The sequence below is a fragment of the Pedobacter miscanthi genome, assembly GCF_032678605.1.
GTDB classification, from domain to species: Bacteria; Bacteroidota; Bacteroidia; order Sphingobacteriales; family Sphingobacteriaceae; genus Pedobacter; species Pedobacter miscanthi_A.
In genome coordinates this window covers 115,806-139,274 of sequence record NZ_JAVTSU010000017.1, presented here as the reverse complement: position 1 = coordinate 139,274, position 23,469 = coordinate 115,806, and the positions used below count along the sequence as shown (strand labels likewise).

The window sequence follows — 23,469 nt, the reverse complement described above, 5'->3', positions numbered from 1 at the left end:
ATAGATCTATCTCTAGACAGATCTATTGGCTGCGTTGTACTTTGCTAACATTGACAGACTCCAATAGAAAACTCGTCATTGCTTCGTCGGCTGAAAAAGCCTTCTCGCAATGACGGTGTATACAAAAAATAGTTCGTCATTGCGAACCGAAGCAATGGGCTAGTGAGGAGAGAGTGAAGCAATCTATTCCGTTATTAGCTACTTCAAAAACTCCACATTCCATATCTTCTCTGCCTTTCTGCCAATTAGCCAGAAAGAAGCTGCCAATACCGAAAAGAATAAAGCTTTATGCCAACTGTCCCAAAAGTATTCGAAATAACGTGTGTATAGGTTAATAAAGAGAAATGTAATGCCGAATTCCCGGGCGATGTCGTCGTGGTATTTTAAGCCAAACAAGGTGCTCGTCACACAGATAGCTGCGGAAATTAATGCCCAGTAAAACAAACTCAATTGTCTCACGGTATACCATTCTTCTAAGCTGGCAAAGTTGCCAAATACCGATAATGCCCAAAGTGATACAAATAGGTAAACCATGCCCGCGATATAGGTAACCTGAAAAAAGTTTTGTGTTTTGGGAAAAGCTTTCATGATAAACGATGCCGAGGTTAGTGCGCCGCCAAAAACCACAAAACGCAAAGGATAGTTCATGCCCAGAAAATAATAATTCCAGCGGCTTAAATAGCCCGTTTCGGTACCAAACCAGGCACCTAAAGAAATTAAAGCAAAAATCCAGATTAAACGCGAATTAAAAATAAAACCTAAAACACCATAAATAAATACAGATAAAAGTATGAGTACGGAGAAATTACCCGAACCATTATCAAATGTTTTTCCGAAATAAGCTATGGCATTTGCGGTAAGTAAAATGGCCGAAAAAACGATTGCTTCATTACTAAACTTTAAATGCGCCAGTTTCTTTTTCCGCCTGAAACCAAGGATGTAAAGCCATGCAGCCAACCCGCCAGAAACTAGGGCAATTACGATATTTGGAGTGTTATAAACTCTTTTTAGGTAATTTAAAATCGAATTATCAATCAATAATGAACCGAGTGCTATAAAACCACAGGCTAAAGCAACCCAAAAAGCATACTGCGCCAAACGCAGCCAGTCGAAATTTTTAGCCTCATAGCTTTTACGGAGTTTATTTCCGGTTTCTTCGTTAATAATTCCATCGCTTTGCCATTGCTCGATCATATCATCAAGAAACTCACTCTTTTCTCTATCGACTTTCATAGGTTAGGTTATATACGAAGATAGGTTTTTTGGTCGGAAGTCAGAAGTCCGAGACCCGAAAGCAAAACCACAGATTTTTCGTGCAGTTAAACTCCGGACTTCGGACTCCCGACCTCGGACTTTATATCACCTCTTTAATCTTCTTATTGTTCCCTACAATCCAAATCACATCGCCCGTATCAAAAATAAATTCAGAGGAAGGATTCAATATCTTATCGGCACCACGTTCAATACCAACAATCAAGGCCTGTGCCTTTTCGCGGATGCCTGCGTTTCTGATGCTTAATCCATAAACCGGCGATTCGGCGTGAACCACCACTTTTTGCAGCGTCATTTCTTTATTCGGGAAGTTATCTTCTTCGGCAATTTCGGGCGTATCAATTTCCAGCAATGCTTTAACAGCAGCTAACTGATCATCGGCACCAATCACCAGTAATTTGTCGTTAGGGTAAAGCCTTTCGTCTCTTCCGGGCGTTGGGATGTTATTCCTTCCACGTTCAATTAAGGCAATATTTACACCATATTTTTCCCTGATCATCAATTCGGTAAGCGTTTTACCAACTACTTCCGATTCAGGAGAAACCCTAAGTTCAGTTAAGTGGGTATCCCATGGTAAAATATCCGGTTTTTGGTTCTCGCGTGCATTTAAATTCAGCATGAAACGTCTTTCCAGCTTATCGTAAAACGACTGTAATTTTCGCGAGAAGATGACCATTCCGAGGATAATCAATCCTAGTGCAATTACGGCAGCTATCCAGGTGTCGAAAAATTCGTACATCAAAAAGCCAACAAAAAAAATCCCCAGCGCAATCCTGAAAAATTCGATTGCAATCAGTGGCCCCCGTGTATATTTTTTATTTAACCAGAGGTGAGAATAGGCCGTTCTTTGGATCCTTCGGATGGATAATGCCCATAAAAATGGCGACATTAAGATGAACGACACCACCACGCTGATGATAATAGATGTTAAGCTATTGGCAATATTGCTTACAATAAAGGGTTGTACGTACCGGTAAGCTAAAAAGATTATCGCAATGATAATTACCGAGTGGATAATGGTATTAAAGATGTATGATCGCAATAAAACCTTCCAATCGCTTAGGGTGGTAATCCCTTCGGTACTTGAGCTATATCTTTCAATTCCATCCAGCCATTTTTTTGGTAAAACACGGTTTAAATATTGATAAAAAGGCTCTGATAACTTAATCAGGTATGGTGTGGTGAAGGTTGTGATGGCTGCTGCAGCCACTGCGATAGGATAAAGAAAATCGCTGGTTACTTTAAGGGTTAAACCCAGCGAAGCGATAATGAACGAGAACTCACCAATCTGCGCCAAACTCATGCCTGATTGTACCGAGGTTTTTAAAGGCTGACCGGAAAGTAAAGCGCCTAAAATGGTAAATAATATTTTACCAAAAATAATAACCGTGGTCGCCACTAAAATTGGAACAGCATATTTAACCAGCATGGATGGATCGATCAGCATCCCGACAGAAACAAAGAACACCGCCGCAAATAAATCTTTTACCGATTTGGTTAAATGTTCGATTCTTTCAGCCTGCGTAGTTTCAGCTAAAATTGAACCCATAATAAATGCACCCAAAGCAGGGGAGAAGCCAACTTTATCGGCCAGTAATACCATTACTAAACATAAAGCTAACGAAACGACCAACATTGTCTCATCATTCATTAATTTTTTGGTGGCTTTAAGAAATGATGGTACCACGAATATTCCGCCTAAAAACCAAAGAACCAGAAAGAAAGCCAGCTTTAAGATCGAATACAACATTTCTGTTCCTGCCGATTGCTGGCTTACGGCCAGTGTAGAAAATAGCACCAATAACAAAATGGCAACCAGATCTTCTACAATTAAAACTCCAAACACCAGGCCTGCAAACTTTTTATGTTTCAGGCCCAGTTCTTCAAAGGCTTTAATGGTAATCATGGTTGATGAGATGGATAAAATCCCACCTAAGAACAGGCTGTCCATATCTTTCCAGCCCATGGCTTTACCCACCAGGTAACCGGCCAGGATAATAAATAAAACCTTTACTATGGCTGTAATGGAGGCAGAGCCACCAACTTTAACCAGTTTTTTGAAACTAAATTCTAAACCTAAACTGAATAAGAGGAAAATTACACCAATTTCGCCCCAAATGTTAATGCTTTTGGTATCAGTAACGGATGGGAAAAAATCCAGGTGAGAACCAACCAACAGGCCGGCCAGTATATAGCCCAAAACGAGGGGCTGTTTAATTTTTTTAAATATGAGTGTGGTTATTCCTGCGGCGGCAAGAATTAGTCCTAAATCGGCAATTAAATCAGGTAAATGCATCTATAAAAATGGGTAATGATGTTAAATAATCTATTTTCGGACATTGCAGATGCCCGACATTTATTAAAATTTCAATAAATGAAATTACTTACCAAAAAACATGTTTTGGATAGAGCATCTTAAACAGGCACCAATAATTATATTTTAATCTCTTGATTACAACTTTGGTATTGACGATTTTGTTCTTTAAAAGCAGGAATAGCAAAAAAGACAGTAGGATACAGGCATTTGATACTGTTTTTACAATAGAACTATTGATAAAATCCTTTTGTAAACGCTCGTTATCCTGATTAAATTTAATATTTTTTTTACACGAAATGGAAATGATTTTGGTGTTTTTTAATGCCGCATCACTTCTTTTTCCTTGCGATGCGATGGCCGCAAAGTTTATGGAGATGGAAAGAAAGAAAATGATGTAAAAAAGCCTCATTGCCGCTAATGTAACGAAAATAAGGCTTTTTTGAAAGGAAAATCTGATTAAAACGGGCTTTGACTTTTAATCTTGATACCCATTTGACATCAGGTAAACAGCATGTTATTATAAAAATATTGATTAAATTTGTATATACATTGAAAAATAAATCTAATGAAAGAAGTAACCATCAAATATAAAAGTAATAAAACGCTGGAGGCACTTAAGGAATTGGGTAAATATTTAAATTTCTCTGTTTCTGATCATAAAATTAAAACAGTGGCAGAAAAAGATGCCAGCATTAACGGCATTCCAATTATTATCGGGGATCCTAAGATCGATATTGCTGAATTACATGATGTTTTTACCGGAAAAGATCTAGATGCTCAAGAATTGAGAAATAGTGCATGGCAAAGGAAAAAATAATTTGTGATACCGATGTATTGATAGATTATTTTGATAAAAATAAAAATCGGAATGAATCTGCAACAGCGGCAATAGAATCGGTTATAGGACTGGATAATGTGATCATCTCATCCGTTACTAAAATGGAACTGCTATGTGGTGCTAACAATAAAATTGATCTTAGTATTATTAACAAAAAACTCAAAAGGTTTAGTATTGTACTGATCAATGAAAGGATAAACCTAACAGCCATCAGTTTGATACAAGAATTTAAATTAAGCCATGGTCTTTCCAATAGCCGATTCACTAATTGCAGCCACCGCAATAGAAACAAAACTAAGGCTGTTTACCTATAATTTAAAAGATTTTAAATTTATAAACGATCTGGCTTTGTATTAAGAAAAATAATTTACCCGTTAAAATAAGCCAAAGTTGCTTCCTTATCTTTTTGCAATTGAACCGTTAGTGCTGCTAATCCGGTAAATTTTACGTCATGGCGCAAGAATTTTAAAAAGTTCATTTTAATATCCTGTCCGTAAATTTCCTGGTTGAAATCGAAAATATTCACTTCAATGTTTCTCGTCATCCCGTTAATGGTTGGGCGTTGCCCAATGTAGGCCATACCTTCGTAAGGTTTAAGGTTTAAGGTTGAAGGTTTAGGGTTTAGGGCTTCGGACTCCGGACTCCGGACTTCGGAGTCTATTTCTACGGTAACCGCGTAAATACCATCACCTGGAATTAATTTATAGGTTTCTTCTACAAAGATATTCGCTGTTGGGAAGCCGATTGTTCTGCCAATTTTATCGCCTTTAATTACCCTCCCAAAGATGGAAAATGGATAACCCAGGTAATCGTTGGCCAAACCCACATCGCCAGCTAAAAGTGCCTGGCGAATTTTGGTAGAACTTACAGCCACATCGTGAATGTCTTGCTCCATAATTTCCTCAACAGTAAAGCCAAAGTGTAAACCAGCAGCTTTTAAATCACTTAAATTGCCGGAACGATCTTTACCAAAACGGTGATCGTAACCAATAATAATGTGTTTGGTGCCAATATTATCAACCAATGTATTTTTGATATAATCTTCTGGTAATTGGTTAGAGAAATCGCGGGTAAACGGCGTAATAATCAAATGATCCACACCTAAACCTTTTAAAATATCGGCTTTTTCATTAATGGTATTGATCATTTTTAAATCCTGGTTTTCGGGATCGATGATCATACGAGGGTGGGGGAAGAAAGTTAAAATTACACTTTTCCCATTATCGGCTTTTGCCTTTTCTACCAGCTGTTTAATGATTTTCTGATGTCCGAAATGTACACCATCGAAAGTGCCAATGGTTACAATGGCATTATCTAATTTTTTAAAATCCGAAAGGTTGTTGTATATCTTCAATGGTAAAATCTATTTTATTGATCTGGGTTTTGCATGAGGGATGGAAGCGGTATCACCCGATTTTTTTCGGGGATTTAGCGTACAGCCCGACCCTTTGCGTAGCTTAGGGGCATGCCCAAATTTTTATTATTTATTAGTGTAAGGCGTGGCGTTTTACCACTCCACCTTTTAAATCGGCAATTTGTTGTTGTATCACAAAAGCATCCGAATCAATCTGTCGGATAGCCGTTTGTAATTTGCTCATTTCCAGCTTGGTTACTACGGTAAAAATGATGTCGATATCTTTCTTTTCGCCATAACCACCTTCGCCTTTGTAAATGGTAACACCTCGTTTCATTTCGTTGATAATGAAACCTTTAATGGCTTCCTGATGTTCGGAAATAATGGTAACACCGGTATATTGTTCTATTCCGTTTACAATGAAATCGATGGTGCTGGAAGCGGATAAATAGGTTAAAATGGCGTACAATGCAGTTTCGATGTTTAGGAAATAAGCAGCGAAGGCAAAAATAATGATATTTAAAATCAGGATGATGTTACCTACTGTTAAAATACTGTTTTTACTGATGTAAAGCGCCAAAACCTCGGTTCCATCAATTACACAGCCACCACGCATGGCCAAACCTATCCCCCCGCCTAAAAATAAACCGCCAAAAAAAGCAATAAGTAATTTATCGTGCGTAATGGGCTGAAAGGGAAGAAAAATTAATGCAATAGAAAGGGCAGCGATGGCAATGGCGGTTTTAATGGCAAAACCTTTACCAATTTGCCTGTAACCTAAAATAACGAACGGAATGTTGATGATGGCAATAAGATAGGATAAATTCCAGCCTGTTAGGGTACTTAACAAAAGGGAAATACCCGTAACACCACCATCAATAAAATGGCTGGGCATTAAAAAGCTTTTTAAGCCAAAACATGCTGAAGTTACACCTGCAATAATTAAAAGAATTTCTTTTATAAACCTGGTGTTCCTATTTTTAATGTGGTTCATGCCTCTGTTTCAGTTTTAGCTTCTTCTTTCTTGCTACGAATATAATTAACAAGTTCTAATACCTCAAACGCATCTTTAAGCAAAAAGTTTCCACTTCGGGTGCGGGTAAGTTTAGAAAGGTAAGCGCCACTGTTTAATTGCTTGCCAAAATCGGATACTAAGGAGCGGATATAAGTCCCTTTGCTGCATACAATCCTGAAGTCGATTTCAGGCAATTCGATCCGTGTTATTTCAAATTCGGGAACAGTTACAAAACGTTTGCGGAGTTCGACCTCTTCGCCCAATCTTGCTTTTACGTATAAACGTTCGCCGTTTACCTTTACTGCTGAGTGGGCAGGTGGATATTGTTCGATATCGCCAATAAAAGGTTTACAGGCGGCATAAATTTCTTCTTCGGTAGTGTTACTAATGTCGAAAGTTTGATCTACCTCCGTTTCCATGTCGAATGATGGAGTGGTGGCACCCAAAATCATTGTACCGGTATATTCTTTTTCTTGAGCCTGAAAAGTGTCTATTTGTTTGGTTAATTTGCCAGTACAGATGATTAACAGGCCGGTTGCTAATGGATCTAAAGTGCCGGCATGACCAACCTTTAGTTTTAATGGTTTTAAAGAATTACGGATTTTGCCAACCACATCAAACGAGGTCCATTTGTAGGGTTTATTGATTAAAAGCAATTCGCCTTCGGCAAAATTGAAATCTTTAAATTTTGAATTTTCGGTGCTCACAAATCTTTTTTGCGCAAAGATACGGATTATATAATTTGTAAGTTATGGCCGCTTAATAAGAGGATAATAATAATTAAACCCGCAGCAATTCTGTACCATCCAAAAACCCTGAAACCATGTTTGTTCAGGTAACCGATAAAGCTTTTAATGGCCAAAAGCGCCACAATAAAAGCGACAACATTACCAATAATTAAAAAGTTAGTCTGATCGTGTGTAATGGTATGTCCTTCTTTGTAAAAATCGTATAGTTTTTTAGCTGTTGCAGCAAACATGGTAGGAACAGCAAGGAAGAATGAAAACTCTGCAGCAACTTTTCTGCTTAATTTCTGGCTCATACCACCAACAATGGTTGCGCCTGAACGCGAAACACCTGGTAACATGGCAATACATTGAAAAAAACCGATTTTTAGTGCGGTTATATAGGTTATTTTTTCTTCTTCCTCTACCGTTGGTTTGTTAAACCATTTATCAACAAATAATAAAATAACACCTCCAACCAACAGGGAAATGCCTACAGCCATCGGACTTTCTAATAATTCATCAATTTTTTTGCTCAATAACAGGCCAAATACTGCTGCCGGTATAAAAGCTACCAATAATTTGATATAGAAATTGATCGATTTAAAGAACCTTTTAAAGTAAAGTACCAATACAGAAAGTATTGCACCCAATTGGATCACAATGGTAAATAATTTCACGAATGGTTCAGATGCAATGCCCATCAATGATGAGGCAATAATCATGTGACCGGTGCTTGATACAGGTAAAAATTCGGTTAATCCTTCAACAACGGCAAGGACAATGGCTTCAAAAGCGTTCATATTTTTTAGTTAATGGGTTAATCCCATTGTAATTTTACTTTATAGTTTTTTAATTTTTTATCCTTTGAGATTAAGGTTAAATCTTCGGAGATCGCTTGCGATACAATAATCCGGTCAAAAGGATCATTGTTAACGAATTCGAGGCCTAATAAAGTAGTGAGATGAGTTTCATTAATTGCAATCATTTCAATCTGATTCCGCCCTGCAAACCGGAAGAGTTCATCAAAGCTAATTTGTAAATCGAGCTTTCCAATTTGTTTTTTTATTGCAATTTCCCAAAGCGATGCAATACTTAAGAAACAGGATTCACTAATATCAGATAGTTTTTTTTTAACAGAAGCAGGCAGCTGATTATCTCTGCCCACAAACCATAAAAAAGTATGCGTATCTAGTAAATATGCCATCAAATGTAATCAGCAAACATTTCTAACGGCTCATCAAAATCATCAGCTAATTTAATTTTCCCTTTCGCATATCCGAATTCACGTGATTTTAGCTTCGGCTTTTTTTTGTGCTTTGTTTTTAAGAATTCAACAAAATCTGCAACCTCCTGCCTAAGATTTAGAGGAAGTGAATTTATTTCGATCTGCAAATTTGTTGTTGTCATGTTATAAAGTTAAAAAAACACGCTTGCTATTGCAAGCAATTATTTTTTTAAAATCGCATAAATCCCAAAAGCAAAACCTGCCAATACCACTACTGGTGCCAATAAAGTCCTTCTGAAATCATAAATATCGCCTGTAGTACCCATCATCAGGATAAAACCTACAGCAACAATTGCAATACTGATGAGTAATAACTGATAATTTTTTTTGGTAAAAACCAATTCGTTTTTAATGTCCTTTACAACCGGACTTGTTTTTTTTTCTGCCATTATCTATAAAGATGATAAGATTTTAAACGTAAATATCTGCTTACTGCAAACCATGTACTAATACCTGTTATAAAAATACCTACAATTAAAAGTCCGATAAATACGAAACCAAATTCCTGGTAGTTATTTAAAATAATAATTTCCGGTACTTCTTTGCGGGCGTAAATCAAGGTTGCCAGTAAAATAATGATGGCAATAAACGCAGCAATTAAACCGTGCAAAGCAGCATACAGTAAGAAAGGACGCCTAATAAAATTTTTCGTTGCACCAACCAGTTGCATACTTTTAATTAAAAAGCGTTGCGAATAAATAGCTAAGCGTATAGTGTTGTTAATCAGCGCGATAGATATAATTAAAAGTAATACTGCAAAGGCAAAAATAATCAATCCGATGGTATTAATGTTTTTGTTTACCATATCAATTAAAGAACTTTGGTAAACCACTTCTTTCACTACAGGGTTTTTAGAAATACTGGCTTTTAAAGCATCGATGCTTTTATTGTTCGCATATTCTGCTTTTAAGTACACATCGAAAGTAGAGGTTAAGGGATTGTATCCTAAAAAGTTAACAAAATCTTCGCCTAAATCCTGTGTTAAATTTCTTGCTGCAAGCTCTTTATTTACATATTGGGTTTGCTTTACTGCAGGGTTTGTATTTAGTTCTTTCTGGAAGGCTAATACATCAGCTTCTTTAGCGCCTTCATCAACAATAATGTTTAAAACGATGTTCTCTTTAACGTAGTTAGACAGGTTTTTGGCATGTACAAGTACCAAACCAAGTAGCCCCAGCATTAATAAAACCAAAGCAATACTGATTATAGTAGAGATATAAACGGTTTTGGTTTTCTTAGATGCATCACTTACTTCGAATTCTTCCATGTATTTCATTTTTGTTTCTGCGAAAATATAAATTATACCTGATAAACACCAATTAATGATTGCTAAATGAATATTAACGAACAGGATTGGCTTTTAGTTTGAGAGCCAGAATGTTTAGGTAATTTTGATTTTTCTAAAAATACGGTACGAATTTTGTTAAAAGGGCGTTAATTAGATATTCTTTAAACAAAATTTACTATGAAAAGACAAATTACGATTCTAAGTTTGTTAATGCTTCTCACCTCGACCATTATTTCATGCAAAAAAGATACTACTTCTTTAAAAGCTCAAATGATGGGCCGTTGGACCTTAAATAGGGTTGTAACCACAGGTTATACTGACGAAAAACTTAATGGAGATGTTAATTATGGCAAAACCACCGATTATATTGACTACAAATCAAATAATGATGACCAGGTGGAGGTAAGTTTATCAGGAAACAGGACAATCGGTGAATATTCGATCATTTATTCGGACCAGTTTAGTATGAGTATTAATGATGGGCTGAATTATTGTAAAATAAATAGCATTACAGCAAATCAATTACAGTTTACTGCAAAAATTGATAAAACCAACGTTACTAAAGTGTATTACTTAACGAGATAAGAAAATAATCTCCCGATTATTTAACTGCGGCATTGATTTTAAAATCAGTGCCGCATTTTTTTGTGGTAGTGTATTAGTAGTGTATTAGCTGTGGTGTCGGTTGTTACCAACTGACACTAAAAGCACATATTATAGATATTTCCTTATTTTGAGTAATCATTAGTCAGATGGTAACACCTGACCACACAAAACACAAAAGTCACCGTGGTTTTACCCTTAACTTCTTCTTATTCTGCATTTCTGTTGGCAAAATAATATCATGAATCTGCTTTTTTAAGCCCCTTAATTTCCGTATTTTCGCCCCTTTCAAAATTTAAAACTTGCAATGGATTACCAATTCAAAGAAATAGAACAAAAGTGGCAGAAATTCTGGGCAGATCATCAAACATTTAAAGCCGAGAGCAATTCTGAAAAGCCAAAATATTATGTGTTGGATATGTTTCCTTATCCATCAGGAGCAGGCCTGCACGTTGGTCACCCACTGGGTTACATTGCATCAGATATTTTTTCGAGATACAAACGCCTTAAAGGCTTTAATGTATTGCACCCAATGGGATACGATTCGTTCGGTTTACCAGCAGAGCAATATGCCATACAAACTGGTCAGCACCCGGCCATTACAACCGAGGCTAATATTGCAACCTACCGCCGCCAGTTAGATCAGATTGGTTTTTCTTTCGATTGGAGCAGGGAAGTACGCACCAGCGAGCCATCATATTATAAATGGACGCAGTGGATTTTTATGCAGTTGTTCAACTCCTGGTATAACATAGAAAACGATAGGGCAGAAGATATTACCACCTTGATCGAAAAGTTCAATGCTTCTGGTACAGCTGATGTAAAAGCGGTTTGTGATGAAGATACCAGGGCATTTATGCCAAGCGATTGGGCAACTTTTACCGATGAGGAAAAACAGATCGAATTATTGAAATATCGTTTAACCTATCTTCGCGAAAGCACAGTAAACTGGTGCCCTGCTTTAGGAACCGTTTTAGCAAACGATGAGGTGAAAGATGGTTTTTCTGAGCGTGGCGGTTTCCCGGTTGAGCAAAAGAAAATGATGCAGTGGAGCATGCGGATTACCGCTTACTCTGATCGCCTTTTGCAAGGTTTAGATACCATCGACTGGCCAGAGCCGATTAAAGAAATGCAACGTAACTGGATAGGGAAAAGTGTTGGTGCATCTGTTAAGTTTAAAATTTGCCTCAGCCCAACCCTCTCCGAAGGAGAAGGAGCCGGTATGTACGGCTATGAAACCGCTGACCCTTCATTGTGGAATATACTTAAAACTAATGCGAGGGTAAACAGAGGCAATCAAACCGATGCTGAAAATGCGCTTTGGCAAAATGTAAGGGGTAATAAAACGGGACATAAAATCAGAAGACAACATCCAATTGGAACCTATATTGCAGATTTTATCTGTCTAAGTAAGAGATTAATTATTGAAGTTGATGGAGGTTATCACGCAGAAAACCAAGAAAGCGATAAGCTTAGAACATATGTGCTTAATCAATTGGGTTTTGATGTTATCCGCTTCTCTAACGAAGAAGTTTTAAATAACATAGATTCCATTGTCAATAAAATAAAATCAGAGCTTGATAGCAGATTAGACAAACAAGGCACTGAGCTAAACGACTCCTCTTCCCTCTCCTTTGGAGAGAGCCAGGGTGAGGCTTATATTGAAGTTTTCACCACGCGTGTAGATACCATTTTTGGTGTTTCTTACCTGGTATTGGCTCCAGAGCATGAGTGGGTTGCAGAATTAACCACGCCTGAGCAAAAACAGGATGTAGAAAATTACATCTCCCAAACCAAAAAGAAATCAGAATTAGACCGCATGGCTGATACCAAAACGGTTTCAGGAGCTTTTACAGGTACTTATGTGATTAATCCGTTAAGTGGCGAGCGTGTTCAATTGTGGATTGCCGATTACGTTTTAGCAGGTTACGGAACGGGTGCTGTGATGGGCGTGCCAAGTGGCGATCAACGTGATTGGTTATTTGCGACACACTTTAATTTACCGATCATCCAGATTTTAGATGCTCAAAAGGATATTGATGTGCAGGCCGATCCAACTAAAGAAGGGAAATACATCAACTCAGGTTTTATAAACGGAATGACTTATAAAGAAGCTGTTCCATTTTTGAATAACTGGTTAGAAGAAGAGAAAGTAGGAAAAGCAAAAGTAAACTTCCGTCAGCGTGATGCGATTTTTGGTCGCCAGCGTTATTGGGGCGAGCCGATTCCGGTTTACTTTAAAGATGGCTTGCCTTACCTGGTAAATGAAGAAGAATTGCCTTTGTTACTTCCTGAAATTGATAAATATTTACCTACAGAAACAGGTGAGCCACCATTGGCCAGAGCCGAAAACTGGTTACCAAAAGATGGCGGTCATTATGAATTGAGTACCATGCCGGGCTGGGCCGGAAGTAGCTGGTACTGGTACCGTTACATGGATGCCAACAACAATAACGATTTCGCTTCAAAAGAAGCGGTTGAGTACTGGAAAGATGTGGATTTATACATCGGCGGTTCTGAGCATGCAACCGGTCACTTGTTATACAGCCGTTTCTGGAACAAATTTTTGAAAGATTTAGGTTATACCAAAGAGGAAGAACCTTTCAAAAAACTGATTAACCAGGGTATGATCCAGGGTAGAAGTAATTTTGTTTACCGGATTAACGATGAAAACGGAAAACCAACCAACACTTACGTTTCTGCTGGTTTAAGAAAAGAATATAAAACTTCAGCATTACATGTTGATGTAAATATTGTTGAAAACGACACTTTAGACATCCCTAAATTTAAAGCCTGGAGAGAAGAATATGCCAATGCAGAATTTATTCTCGAGGGTGGAAAATATATCTGCGGTGTTGAGGTAGAAAAAATGTCGAAATCGAAATTCAACGTGGTTAATCCCGATGATCTGATTGAGCGTTATGGTGCCGATACTTTGCGGATGTACGAAATGTTTTTAGGTCCGTTGGAGCAGAGCAAACCATGGAATACCAATGGCATTGAAGGTGTATTTAAGTTCTTACGTAAATTTTGGCGTTTATTCCATAATGAAGAATGGGCTTTTCACGTAAACGATGCGGTGCCTACAAAAGCAGAATTAAAATCGCTGCATAAAATCATTAAAAAGGTACAAGATGATATCGAACGTTTCTCGTTCAATACTTCTGTATCGAGCTTTATGATTGCGGTAAACGAATTAACGGATCTGAAATGTAAAAACCGTCAGATTTTGGAAGATATGGTGATTATCCTTTCGCCTTATGCGCCACATATCTGCGAAGAACTTTGGGTACAATTGGGTAACGAAGCCGGGACTTTATCGTACACCGCTTTCCCAACATTCAGACCGGAATACCTGGTAGAAGATGAGTTTGCTTATCCGGTTTCCATCAATGGTAAAATGAAAATGAACCTGAATTTGAGTTTAACTTTAACTCAGCCAGAGGTAGAAGCAATTCTATTCGCAGATGAGCAGTTCCAGAAATTTTTAGACGGAAAACCAACCAAAAAGATCATTTTCGTTAAAGGAAAGATTATTAATGTGGTTGTTTAAGGTATAAGGCATAAGGTTTAGGGTTTTCCTTTCTCTTGCCTTAAAAATAGAAAAACCCGATTTGCGTTTTGCAAATCGGGTTTTTTGTTGAGTGTTACTTGAAGATTGGGTTTTCAAGACCTTAAGCCCTCCACCTTCCAACCTTCTACCTTAAAAGACTATCTTTCTCCTCTTTTTCTGTTGCCGCCAAACCTTCTGTTGTTGCTGGCGTTGCGTGGTTTACCGCTCATATTGCCATCACCACTTTTTTTAGCGCCGCCGCCACCGCCTTTAGATTGGGCTTGTGGTTTACGTTTAATCTGGTTTTTGGCCAGCATACTTTCCCAACTTAATGGATAAGGATGATCATCAACAACAGGAAGCGTAATTTTAATCAGTTTCTGGATATCCAGTAAATATTCATTTTCTTCTGCATCACAGAAAGAAATGGCGATACCGTTTGCACCAGCACGACCTGTACGGCCAATCCTGTGAACATAAGATTCAGGGATATTCGGCAATTCGAAATTGAAAACGTGTGATAGTTGGTCGATATCAATACCACGCGCAGCGATATCGGTAGCTACCAAAACACGGATTTTACGGTCTTTAAAATCTGTTAATGCCCTTTGTCTGGCATTTTGAGATTTATTTCCGTGAATTGCAGCAGATTTAATGCCGGCATGGGCTAAATCTTTCACAATCCTGTCTGCACCGTGTTTGGTACGCGTAAACACCAAAGCGGTTTCTATCTTTTTATCCTCCAAAAGATGGATCAGTAATTTCTTTTTATCAGGCTTATCAACAAAATAAACCGATTGAACAATCGTTTCGGCTGTTGAAGAAATAGGGGTCACTTCTACTTTCGTTGGGCTTGACAAAATGGTATTGGCCAACTTCTGGATTTCATCAGGCATGGTGGCCGAGAAAAACAAAGTCTGGCGTTTTGCAGGCAATTTAGCCACCACTTTTTTCACATCGTGGATAAAACCCATATCAAGCATACGGTCAGCTTCATCCAGTACGAAAAGCTCAATGGTGTTTAAACTGATAAAACCCTGATTCATTAAATCCAATAAACGGCCAGGTGTTGCTACTAAAATATCAACGCCTTTTCTCAAAGCTTCTACTTGTGAGTGTTGGTTTACGCCTCCAAAAATCACTAAGTGACGTAGGTTTAAATGACGGCCATAAGCTTTAAAACTTTCTTCAATCTGGATGGCAAGTTCGCGGGTTGGCGTTAAAATTAAAGCCTTTATATTTTTGGTTGCTTTGGTATTGATGTGTTTTTCGTGCAATAACTGCAACATCGGGATTGCAAAGGCAGCGGTTTTTCCGGTACCGGTTTGTGCGCAGCCCAATAAATCTTTACCTTTTAATATGGTTGGGATAGATTGCTCCTGTATAGGTGTAGGTTGTGTATAACCTTCGGTCTCAAGGGCCTTTAAAATTGGCTCAATGAGGTTTAATTCTTTGAATAACATGTATTTTTCTGTTGTAATATTTATCGAAGAAGCTAGAACGATCATTTATTGAAGGACTAACTTGCGGATTGCTTTAAATGATAAAGAAATTCTGCTTCGCTGCAAAGATAGGAAAAAATTGTGAAATGAGGATGTTTGGTTAATCGGTTAATTGTTTAACTGGTTAATTATTAGGGATAATGCTCAAAACGCTAATTTAGGCTAAAATCAAAGGTTATTTTGTTAGGTTGCTTTAGCTGCATTTCTAAATTTAGCTTATTCACCATATTATTAAACTCAGTGTTGTCGATTACCTCATTGTTAGATAACCAGGCAAGGTTTTGATGGTTTTGCTGATAACTAAGACTGAAATTTGTCTTGCCATATTTATTTAATAGAAATTCATTTCTCGTGGTTATGAGTGTTTCAATAAATGCATTCACTTCTGCTTTTGATGGTTTGTGCTGTAAAAACTCAATGGGATCTACATTTCCGTATTTCACTAAATAAAAATTCTGTTTGTAGGTAATTAAAAACAGGATTAATAAGATTAGGGATAATCCGAAATAGAACAGGCTGGCAGAGCTTTTTACATCTTCTCCTTCGTTTCTTAATACATACATTAACACTGAAATCATGCCTAGTATTGCCGAAGAAAATAAGAGCCCATAAATTCCCCTGCTATCTTTATAAATCCGGGTGCCAACGTTCTCGTATGGCAACAGGTATTCGCCCGAACGGAGTAAACTTTTATGCTTTACCTCGAGTCCGTTTTCGGTGATTAAAAATGATTTGTACCTTAACCTAAAGTCCTTTTGTACAAGTGATTCGTTCATATTTATTAGATTGTGTCGACTCCAAACTCCCAACACCAAACTATTTCTCCTCCTTAAACCTGCTAAAAAACAACAACGCAATTAAACAAAGCCCGAAACCTACAATTCCATTCAGGCGCAGTCCGAAATCATTTCCCGGATCTTTGCCATAAATGGTAAGCATAGCGAAAATGGCGATACCAAAGGTTTGGCCAAGTTTTACAAAAAGGTATTTCACCGCAAAGAACATACCTTCATGGTTTTCGCCGGTTTCTAAGGTGTCTTTTTGAGCAATATCGGCTAAAATTGCCGTTGGTAAAATACCCAAAGCGGCCAATGGAAAAGATGCCGATAACACCAGAATGTAAATCTGCGTATGTGGCCCGAAAGGTAATTTACCTAAAAAGAAAATGGTCACGAAAATTAAGCAGAGCACTGCAAAGGCAAAAAGTACAAATGGTTTTTTGCCGATTTTAGCTGAGCCAAAATTGACCAGTGGATAAAATAACAAAGAAGCTAGAACCATAGCGCCCATAAATTTGCCACCTTCTGATTCAGGCAGGCCCAGTAAAACAGTACAGAAGAATAACAAACCGCTAGAAATAATGCTGAGCGCTGTGTAAAACGCAAAATCGGAGATCAGGTAATATTTGAAATTGCTGTTTTTAAAGGTACTTTTTATTGCCGGCCATAAGGGTACATGCGTGGGTTTGGCTACTGAAAATTCTTTTTCGTTGATGAAAAAAACTGGTAATAACATCACCAATCCCGATAGGATACACAAACCCCATATCGCTGCCTGAATGGCCTCACTACGGTTGGCCACGTGGAAATGAGCTTCAACCAGATCGGCAAAATTGTTGGTGCAGGCCGATAAAATAATCCCGATAACGAAGCCAACCTGCTGATAGCTGGATAATTTAACTTTTTGTCTGGGTGTATTGGTTACTTCGGCCAGTAAAGCGTTATAAGGAATTATATAAGTGGTAACCGATACAAAAAACAAACAAAGTGTGATGGTAAGCCACCAGGCATTATGCAGGCTTTCTGTTTTTTGAATGGGGTAAAACACCAATCCACAGAAAATCATGGCCGGAATAATGGCCCATTTCATAAAAGGCATCCTGCGGCCATTTTTATTGGTGCTGGCATCGCTTTTAGAAGCTATAAAAGGATCATAAATGGCATCTACCAGCCTGCCTGATGCGGCAATAATAGAAAGGATGTTAAAAGCCCCCAATAAAACAAGTTGCGGTACCAAAGGCGGTAAACCAGCATTGCTGGGTGGCAGATAGAAATAGGGAAGCATTACGATGATGATATTCGTCATCGTGCTCCAGCCAATCATACCGGCAGCATAAGCAATTTCCTGTTTTAAAGAGAGTGTTTTGTTCATTAAATTTTTATTTTTTGGAAAGCAGGTTCCTGTTTTAATCGGTTAGATCAGTCCTGCTTTTCATTTTATCCCGATGAAAGATCGGGATGTTCATTCCAATCAGGTTTATTTTATTTCGGTTTGCCTTATTATCTTAAACCCGACAGGAGCAGAAATACTTTTTGTAGCTCCTCTACAGGCTCAGGATGACAATGACAAAAAGATTGTAGCGTATGGCGGGACTATCGAAACCGACTAGCACTGCAATTGCTTTTCAAATCAAAATATATTAAAACTATTTCTTATTAAACCATCTGCTCACAAAATAGATTGCCAGAAAGCCAACAAAAATATATAATCCATTTAAAGCTGCATTTTGATCATCAGCATAAATGCTGAAAGCAACAAAAGTATAAGCGGCGATAAATATGATAGGCAATATAGGATATAATGGCACAGTATAGATGGTTTTTTTATCAAGATGTGCTGTTCTTTTTCTCAGGATAAAAATGGTAGCAGCCGAACTGGCCATACTAATACTTTCTAAAAAGATGGTATAGTTTAAAATCTTATCGAAAGTTTTGGCGTAAAATATAATTACCACCGAAATTAAAGTGAAAACCGTTAAGCTAATGGTAATTACTTCTGTTTTTTTGTTCATCCGGCTGAAAATCTTAGGCAAGGCACCTTCTTCGCCCATGGCAAACATGGCCCTTGGGTTGCTTAGCAGGTTTACATTTACATAACCCATTACCGAGAAAAAGATAATAACCGAAAGTGCACTAAATCCCGCCGGACCAAATATTTTTGAAGCTAAAATTGCAGCTATACTTTCGGCTGATTTTAATTCTTCGAAACCGATTACCTTTACATATACATAATTAATGGCCAGGTAAAGCGCTACAATAATGGTTAAACCGATAATAATGGAACGTGGGATAACCTTTTTTGCTTCTTTAACCTCACCGCCAAAATTGATGGTTTGCGCATAGCCCGCGTACGAAAAAGAAACGGCAATTAAACATAAACCCAATGCTTTTCCATAATCACTCCAGGTAGGTAAAGTACCATTTGCGGTTTTAAAAACAGGACTAACTGTTTCTGTTTGTCCGCCGAAAAATACGGCACAGATTAAAGTTAAGATCATTCCGATTTTAATTACCGTTAATACGTTCTGGGTTTTGGAACTTGCTTTTAAACCCAAAAGGTTAATCACATAAAATACCAGAATGGTGGTAATGGCGATGGCTACCCGGTAGGTTTCGGTTTGTTTAGCTACAGGCAGAATAATTTTACTCAGGTACTCTGCCCCGATAATGGAAATGGCCGCTACCGAAGCTGCGCTCGAAATGATTACAATGCAATTAATGGCAAAGGCAATAGAGGGGTGGTAAGCAGACGAAAATATTTTATAATAACCACCTGTAACCGGAAAACGCGAACCGATTTCGGCATAAGTTAACGCACCGCAAAAAGCTACAAAACCACCGATAAACCAGGCGAGGTAAAACAGCTCCGGAATTTGTGCCTTGGCTGCTACATTTACAGGCGTACGAAACACACCCATTCCTATAACCAAACTCACCACAATCATGGATAAATCGAATAGCGAAAGTTGCTTCTTTTGTTGCATTAAATAAAATTTTGAATAATGGGATGAAGATAGGGAAATTATGTAAAGATGTAAGATGGATGATGGAAAAGGGAAGATAGAAACAATTGATTAGTTCATGGTCTTTTGGTTCATGGTTGGTATCCTGAAGGTTTATTGATAATTGATTATAAAAGTACGGGCGATCAGCCTCTAGGCTATTAACTATCAAACCATGAACGGTCAACCATCAGGCTATTGACGAACTATTGAACTAATGACAAACTATTAAACCATCATCCGTCTTACCTCATTGTTTACATGTGGAAATTTTCTTTTGCGAGCCTCACAGAATAAATCTATTATTGTATGATAATTCTGAAGAGCATATTTGAAAATATTTTTTATTTCAATCATCAGGATTATTTCTACAAATTCTTCATCGCCAGGCAAATCAAAAATGCAGGGTTTTCAAATGAAGAACAGATAAAACACAGTATGGCAGAAGTAATTTATAACGACGACAGTATCCGTTCATTAGATTGGAAAGAGCACATCAGGCTTCGTCCGGGGATGTACATTGGTAAACTTGGCGATGGTTCTGCACAGGATGATGGTATTTATGTTTTGTTAAAAGAAATTGTAGATAACTCCATCGATGAGTTTGTTATGGGCACAGGGAAAACCATCGAAATTACGCTTTCCGAGCAAAAAGTAAATGTACGCGATTATGGTCGTGGCATTCCTTTGGGGAAGGTGATCGATTGTGTGAGCAAGATCAATACCGGTGGTAAATATGATAGTAACGCTTTCCAAAAATCGGTAGGTTTAAATGGGGTAGGTACCAAAGCGGTTAATGCACTTTCTACGAGTTTTACTGTACAATCGTACCGGGATGGGAAAAGTAAAAAAGTGGAGTTTTCTAAGGGCGAAATTGTAACCGAGCAACCCATTATTGATACTACACAACGTAATGGTACAGCAATTACGTTTTACCCTGATGAAACCATTTTCAGAAACTACCACTATATCCCTGATTTTGTAGAGAGCATGGTTTGGAACTACGTGTTCTTAAATACAGGCTTAACGGTAAATTTTAATAACCAGAAATACTTTTCAGAAAGGGGATTATACGATCTGCTTTCAAAATTTAATAAGCCAGAAGAAATCCGTTATCCGATTATCCATATGATTGGACCGGATATCGAAATTGCAATGACCCACGGACAACAATATGGCGAAGATTACCATTCTTTTGTAAACGGACAGCATACTACACAGGGTGGAACACACCAGGCAGCTTTCAGGGCAGCGGTGGTGAAAACCGTTCGTGAGTTTTTTAAAAAGGAATTTGATGCAGCCGATGTACGTTCATCAATCATCGCGGCCATTTCTGTACGGGTACAGGAACCGGTTTTCGAATCGCAGACTAAAACCAAACTGGGTTCGCAAAATATGGGACCGGAAGGACCATCAGTAGCCACTTTCATCAACGATTTTGTTAAGAAAGAATTAGATGATTATTTACATAAAAATAATGATGTTGCTGATGCACTGTTAAAACGGATCATGCAATCGGAGCGGGAACGTAAAGATATTGCAGGAATTAAAAAACTGGCTAACGACAGGGCTAAAAAAGCATCGTTACACAATAAAAAACTGCGCGATTGTAAGGTTCATTTTAATACCACGCACGAAAAACGTTACGAAACTACCTTGTTTATAACCGAGGGAGATTCGGCATCGGGTTCGATTACCAAATCGCGTGATGTAGATTGCCAGGCCGTATTTAGTTTAAAAGGTAAACCATTAAACTGTTACGAGCTGACCAAAAAAGTGGTTTACGAAAATGAAGAATTTAACCTTTTACAACACGCTTTAAATATTGAAGACGGCTTGGAAGGATTGCATTATAATAATATTGTAATTGCAACAGATGCTGATGTGGATGGCATGCACATTCGTTTGCTGATGATGACATTCTTTCTGCAGTTTTTCCCAGATTTGGTAAAAGCCGGGCATGTTTATATTTTACAGACGCCGCTTTTCAGGGTGAGGAATAAAAAGGAAACCATTTATTGCTACAGTGATGAGGAGCGTAGAAATGCGATTGAAAAACTGGGCAATAAGCCAGAAATTACCCGATTTAAAGGTTTAGGAGAAATCTCGCCAGATGAGTTTGGGTTATTTATCGGAAAAGACATCAGGTTAGATCCGGTGATTTTGAAAGATCAGACCATTAAAAGCCTGCTTGAATATTATATGGGGAAAAACACACCCGATAGGCAACAGCACATTATCCGTAACCTGCGTGTTGAAAAGGATGAGGTACAGGAAGAACCTAAAGTAATTACGGAAGAGGTAGCTTAATCATATCATGTTCGTGAAGACACGAACCAAGGCGATGAATTAGTATAATAAAAGAAGTCAAGTTTTTAAAAACTTGACTTCTTTGGCTTAGTGCATTGAAAAGATCCATCGACTACGCTACCATTGGAGTTATTTTATAGACTACTGCTAATCAGTGCTTTAGACGATTTCGTATTTCCATCCAGCTAGGCCATAGCACGATATCCCCGTTCTACTTAAATCCGGCCTAACTCTCGATCACGGCATCGGGAACGGACCCCACTGTTCTAGCCGTACAACTGGCTTCAAAAGAAAAGGGCGTAAGCCCTCATGAATACCATTGAAAATTACATCAAAAAATGAATAAATTTTCAGCCGGCATTTTTTGTTTTTTCATAGGCTTTTATGTTTTCAACGGCATTCAAGCTAGCTGCGCTGGTCTTTTTGATGCCAAAAAGAAAGAGCCATTCGGCGGCGGCGGACCTGTACTGATTTTTCATCGGTAGCCGAGGCAAGACCGTGCTGTATGGCAAAACAAATCAATTAAACGTCACTCATATTGATTTTTATACCATAAATTATCCCTCAGGATGACAATTGAGCGTGAATATTGATCGAATTATTCCTTTTTCACTTCAACTGTATCTTCCGGGTGTTGTGGTGGCAATACATCTACCTTTTTCTCTACAATGGTAATTTTGGTGAACACCGCATATTTACTAGGAGCGATGCCGTTATCATATTTCTCGGCATAAGCCTGGGTAAATTCTGCCCCAAAATACAAGATAATAGATGTGTAATAAATCCACAGTAAAATAACAATAATTGAACTGGCTGCGCCAAATGCCGAGCCTGGATTACCTTTTTCGATGTAAATTCCAATCAGGTATTTACCTAAACTAAACAAAACAGCGGTAAATAAAGCCCCGATTATGGCCGATTTCCAGCGAATGATTACATCTGGTAATACTTTAAAAATAATTGTAAAAACAGCGGTAACGGCGGCAAGGGTAATTACATTATTTAAAATATAAAACAGCAGGGCCATGGTATCATCTGCTACTGGAATTACCTTATCGATATCACTTTTAGAAACCAGTGAACCTAGTTTATCGCCCAAACCCACTACCACACTGTTAATTACGAGTGAAACAAGTAATAAAAAGCCCATAGATACAATCAATGAAAAAGAAAGCAACCTGTTGGTGAGCATCTTTAACCATCCTTTTTTAGGAATGGCCTTTACTTTCCATATGATATTGATACTATCCTGTATTTCGATAAAGATGGCCGTAGCTCCTACAATCAGCGTAGCTATACCAATAATTAAACCAATGGTAGACTGGCCTGATTTATTGGCATGCTCTACAAAACCCTGAATTTGTGCAGCGGCATCTTTACCAACCAGTTCGGTTACCTGCCCATAAAACTGACCTCTTGTTTCCTCATTTCTTTTATCGCCAAAGAATAGGGTAGCAGCAGAAAGTACGATAATAATCAGTGGGGTAAGCGAAAAAATAGTATAGTAAGCTAAAGATGCACTTAGTTTTGTGATCCTATCCTCAATAAAGCCTTTTCCAGCGGCAATAAAAAGATGGTAAAGCGCAATAAAGAAATCTTTGATCTTGTGGATTACTTTCATCG

Annotated in this window: 23 protein-coding genes; 7 read left to right on the top strand and 16 right to left on the bottom strand. The window is 38.0% G+C overall.

All coding sequences use genetic code 11. From position 1 onward, the window contains the following. Window positions 1-198: 198 nt before the first annotated feature. The 3 genes from R2R28_RS22750 to R2R28_RS22740 form a co-directional block, all read right to left on the bottom strand. On the bottom strand, window positions 199-1,233 hold the full coding sequence (locus R2R28_RS22750; protein WP_316827950.1) for a DUF2157 domain-containing protein: 1,035 nt from the start codon (window positions 1,231-1,233) through the stop codon (window positions 199-201). A 121-nt stretch (window positions 1,234-1,354) separates the two neighbouring features. Then, a complete protein-coding gene (locus R2R28_RS22745; RefSeq protein ID WP_316827949.1) occupies window positions 1,355-3,568 on the bottom strand; it encodes a cation:proton antiporter in 2,214 nt (737 codons plus the stop codon). Between the two features lie 88 nt (window positions 3,569-3,656). Then, a complete protein-coding gene (locus R2R28_RS22740; RefSeq protein ID WP_316827948.1) occupies window positions 3,657-3,998 on the bottom strand; it encodes a hypothetical protein in 342 nt (113 codons plus the stop codon). A 156-nt stretch (window positions 3,999-4,154) separates the two neighbouring features. On the opposite strand from R2R28_RS22740, the gene R2R28_RS22735 reads away from it, so the two are divergent. Together R2R28_RS22735 and R2R28_RS22730 are read left to right on the top strand one after the other, a co-directional pair. Further along, on the top strand, window positions 4,155-4,406 hold the full coding sequence (locus tag R2R28_RS22735; RefSeq protein ID WP_316827947.1) for a hypothetical protein: 252 nt from the start codon (window positions 4,155-4,157) through the stop codon (window positions 4,404-4,406). Then, a complete protein-coding gene (locus R2R28_RS22730; RefSeq protein WP_316827946.1) occupies window positions 4,388-4,741 on the top strand; it encodes a PIN domain-containing protein in 354 nt (117 codons plus the stop codon). Before R2R28_RS22735 ends, R2R28_RS22730 begins: the two co-directional genes overlap by 19 nt. Window positions 4,742-4,794: 53 nt before the next feature. Here the strand turns inward: R2R28_RS22730 and R2R28_RS22725 are convergent, their stop codons facing one another. The 8 genes from R2R28_RS22725 to R2R28_RS22690 all read right to left on the bottom strand — a co-directional run bounded on the left by R2R28_RS22725 (window position 4,795) and on the right by R2R28_RS22690 (window position 10,076). Next, window positions 4,795-5,781, bottom strand: coding sequence for a bifunctional riboflavin kinase/FAD synthetase (locus tag R2R28_RS22725; protein WP_316827945.1), 987 nt, complete (start codon window positions 5,779-5,781; stop codon window positions 4,795-4,797). Between the two features lie 133 nt (window positions 5,782-5,914). Beyond that, the gene (locus tag R2R28_RS22720; RefSeq protein WP_316827944.1) at window positions 5,915-6,775 is read right to left on the bottom strand and encodes a YitT family protein; all 861 of its coding nucleotides are present in this window, start codon (window positions 6,773-6,775) and stop codon (window positions 5,915-5,917) included. Further along, a complete protein-coding gene (truB, locus tag R2R28_RS22715; protein WP_316827943.1) occupies window positions 6,772-7,503 on the bottom strand; it encodes a tRNA pseudouridine(55) synthase TruB in 732 nt (243 codons plus the stop codon). The genes R2R28_RS22720 and truB overlap by 4 nt, the downstream gene beginning before the upstream one ends. Window positions 7,504-7,529: 26 nt before the next feature. Further along, window positions 7,530-8,324, bottom strand: a complete 795-nt coding sequence (locus R2R28_RS22710) for an undecaprenyl-diphosphate phosphatase (protein WP_316827942.1) — start codon at window positions 8,322-8,324, stop codon at window positions 7,530-7,532. 17 nt (window positions 8,325-8,341) lie between these two features. Continuing rightward, a complete protein-coding gene (locus tag R2R28_RS22705; RefSeq protein WP_316827941.1) occupies window positions 8,342-8,728 on the bottom strand; it encodes a type II toxin-antitoxin system VapC family toxin in 387 nt (128 codons plus the stop codon). Next, window positions 8,728-8,931 (bottom strand): DUF2281 domain-containing protein, encoded by a 204-nt coding sequence (locus tag R2R28_RS22700; protein ID WP_316827940.1) that lies wholly within the window; start codon window positions 8,929-8,931, stop codon window positions 8,728-8,730. Before R2R28_RS22700 ends, R2R28_RS22705 begins: the two co-directional genes overlap by 1 nt. A gap of 39 nt (window positions 8,932-8,970) precedes the next feature. After that, window positions 8,971-9,198: a DUF3098 domain-containing protein gene (locus tag R2R28_RS22695; protein ID WP_316827939.1), complete on the bottom strand. Its 228-nt coding sequence runs from the start codon at window positions 9,196-9,198 to the stop codon at window positions 8,971-8,973. Further along, complete coding sequence (locus R2R28_RS22690; RefSeq protein WP_025145075.1) at window positions 9,198-10,076, bottom strand: cell division protein FtsX; 879 nt, start codon at window positions 10,074-10,076, stop codon at window positions 9,198-9,200. The genes R2R28_RS22695 and R2R28_RS22690 overlap by 1 nt, the downstream gene beginning before the upstream one ends. A 198-nt stretch (window positions 10,077-10,274) precedes the next feature. Between R2R28_RS22690 and R2R28_RS22685 the strand changes: the two genes are divergently transcribed. Next, the gene (locus R2R28_RS22685; protein WP_316827938.1) at window positions 10,275-10,682 is read left to right on the top strand and encodes a hypothetical protein; all 408 of its coding nucleotides are present in this window, start codon (window positions 10,275-10,277) and stop codon (window positions 10,680-10,682) included. A gap of 325 nt (window positions 10,683-11,007) precedes the next feature. Then, a complete protein-coding gene (gene leuS, locus R2R28_RS22680) occupies window positions 11,008-14,253 on the top strand; it encodes a leucine--tRNA ligase (RefSeq protein WP_316827937.1) in 3,246 nt (1,081 codons plus the stop codon). A gap of 158 nt (window positions 14,254-14,411) precedes the next feature. Here the strand turns inward: leuS and R2R28_RS22675 are convergent, their stop codons facing one another. The 3 genes from R2R28_RS22675 to R2R28_RS22665 all read right to left on the bottom strand — a co-directional run bounded on the left by R2R28_RS22675 (window position 14,412) and on the right by R2R28_RS22665 (window position 17,906). Beyond that, entirely contained in the window at window positions 14,412-15,716 is a 1,305-nt protein-coding gene (locus R2R28_RS22675; protein ID WP_316827936.1) for a DEAD/DEAH box helicase, read from the bottom strand. 191 nt (window positions 15,717-15,907) lie between these two features. Further along, window positions 15,908-16,531 carry a hypothetical protein gene (locus R2R28_RS22670; RefSeq protein ID WP_316827935.1) on the bottom strand — a complete coding sequence of 208 codons (624 nt, stop codon included), beginning with the start codon at window positions 16,529-16,531 and terminating at the stop codon, window positions 15,908-15,910. Window positions 16,532-16,571: 40 nt separating this feature from the next. Next, the gene (locus tag R2R28_RS22665; RefSeq protein ID WP_316827934.1) at window positions 16,572-17,906 is read right to left on the bottom strand and encodes an MFS transporter; all 1,335 of its coding nucleotides are present in this window, start codon (window positions 17,904-17,906) and stop codon (window positions 16,572-16,574) included. Window positions 17,907-17,979: 73 nt separating this feature from the next. Between R2R28_RS22665 and R2R28_RS22660 the strand changes: the two genes are divergently transcribed. Then, window positions 17,980-18,144 (top strand): hypothetical protein, encoded by a 165-nt coding sequence (locus R2R28_RS22660; RefSeq protein ID WP_316827933.1) that lies wholly within the window; start codon window positions 17,980-17,982, stop codon window positions 18,142-18,144. 36 nt (window positions 18,145-18,180) lie between these two features. Here the strand turns inward: R2R28_RS22660 and R2R28_RS22655 are convergent, their stop codons facing one another. Beyond that, window positions 18,181-19,518: an APC family permease gene (locus R2R28_RS22655; RefSeq protein ID WP_316827932.1), complete on the bottom strand. Its 1,338-nt coding sequence runs from the start codon at window positions 19,516-19,518 to the stop codon at window positions 18,181-18,183. Between the two features lie 456 nt (window positions 19,519-19,974). Between R2R28_RS22655 and R2R28_RS22650 the strand changes: the two genes are divergently transcribed. Next, window positions 19,975-21,846, top strand: coding sequence for a DNA topoisomerase IV subunit B (locus R2R28_RS22650; RefSeq protein WP_316827951.1), 1,872 nt, complete (start codon window positions 19,975-19,977; stop codon window positions 21,844-21,846). Between the two features lie 338 nt (window positions 21,847-22,184). Further along, window positions 22,185-22,331 (top strand): hypothetical protein, encoded by a 147-nt coding sequence (locus R2R28_RS22645; RefSeq protein ID WP_316827931.1) that lies wholly within the window; start codon window positions 22,185-22,187, stop codon window positions 22,329-22,331. A 113-nt stretch (window positions 22,332-22,444) separates the two neighbouring features. Here the strand turns inward: R2R28_RS22645 and R2R28_RS22640 are convergent, their stop codons facing one another. Continuing rightward, entirely contained in the window at window positions 22,445-23,467 is a 1,023-nt protein-coding gene (locus R2R28_RS22640) for a YihY/virulence factor BrkB family protein (RefSeq protein ID WP_316827930.1), read from the bottom strand. Window positions 23,468-23,469 lie beyond the last annotated feature (2 nt).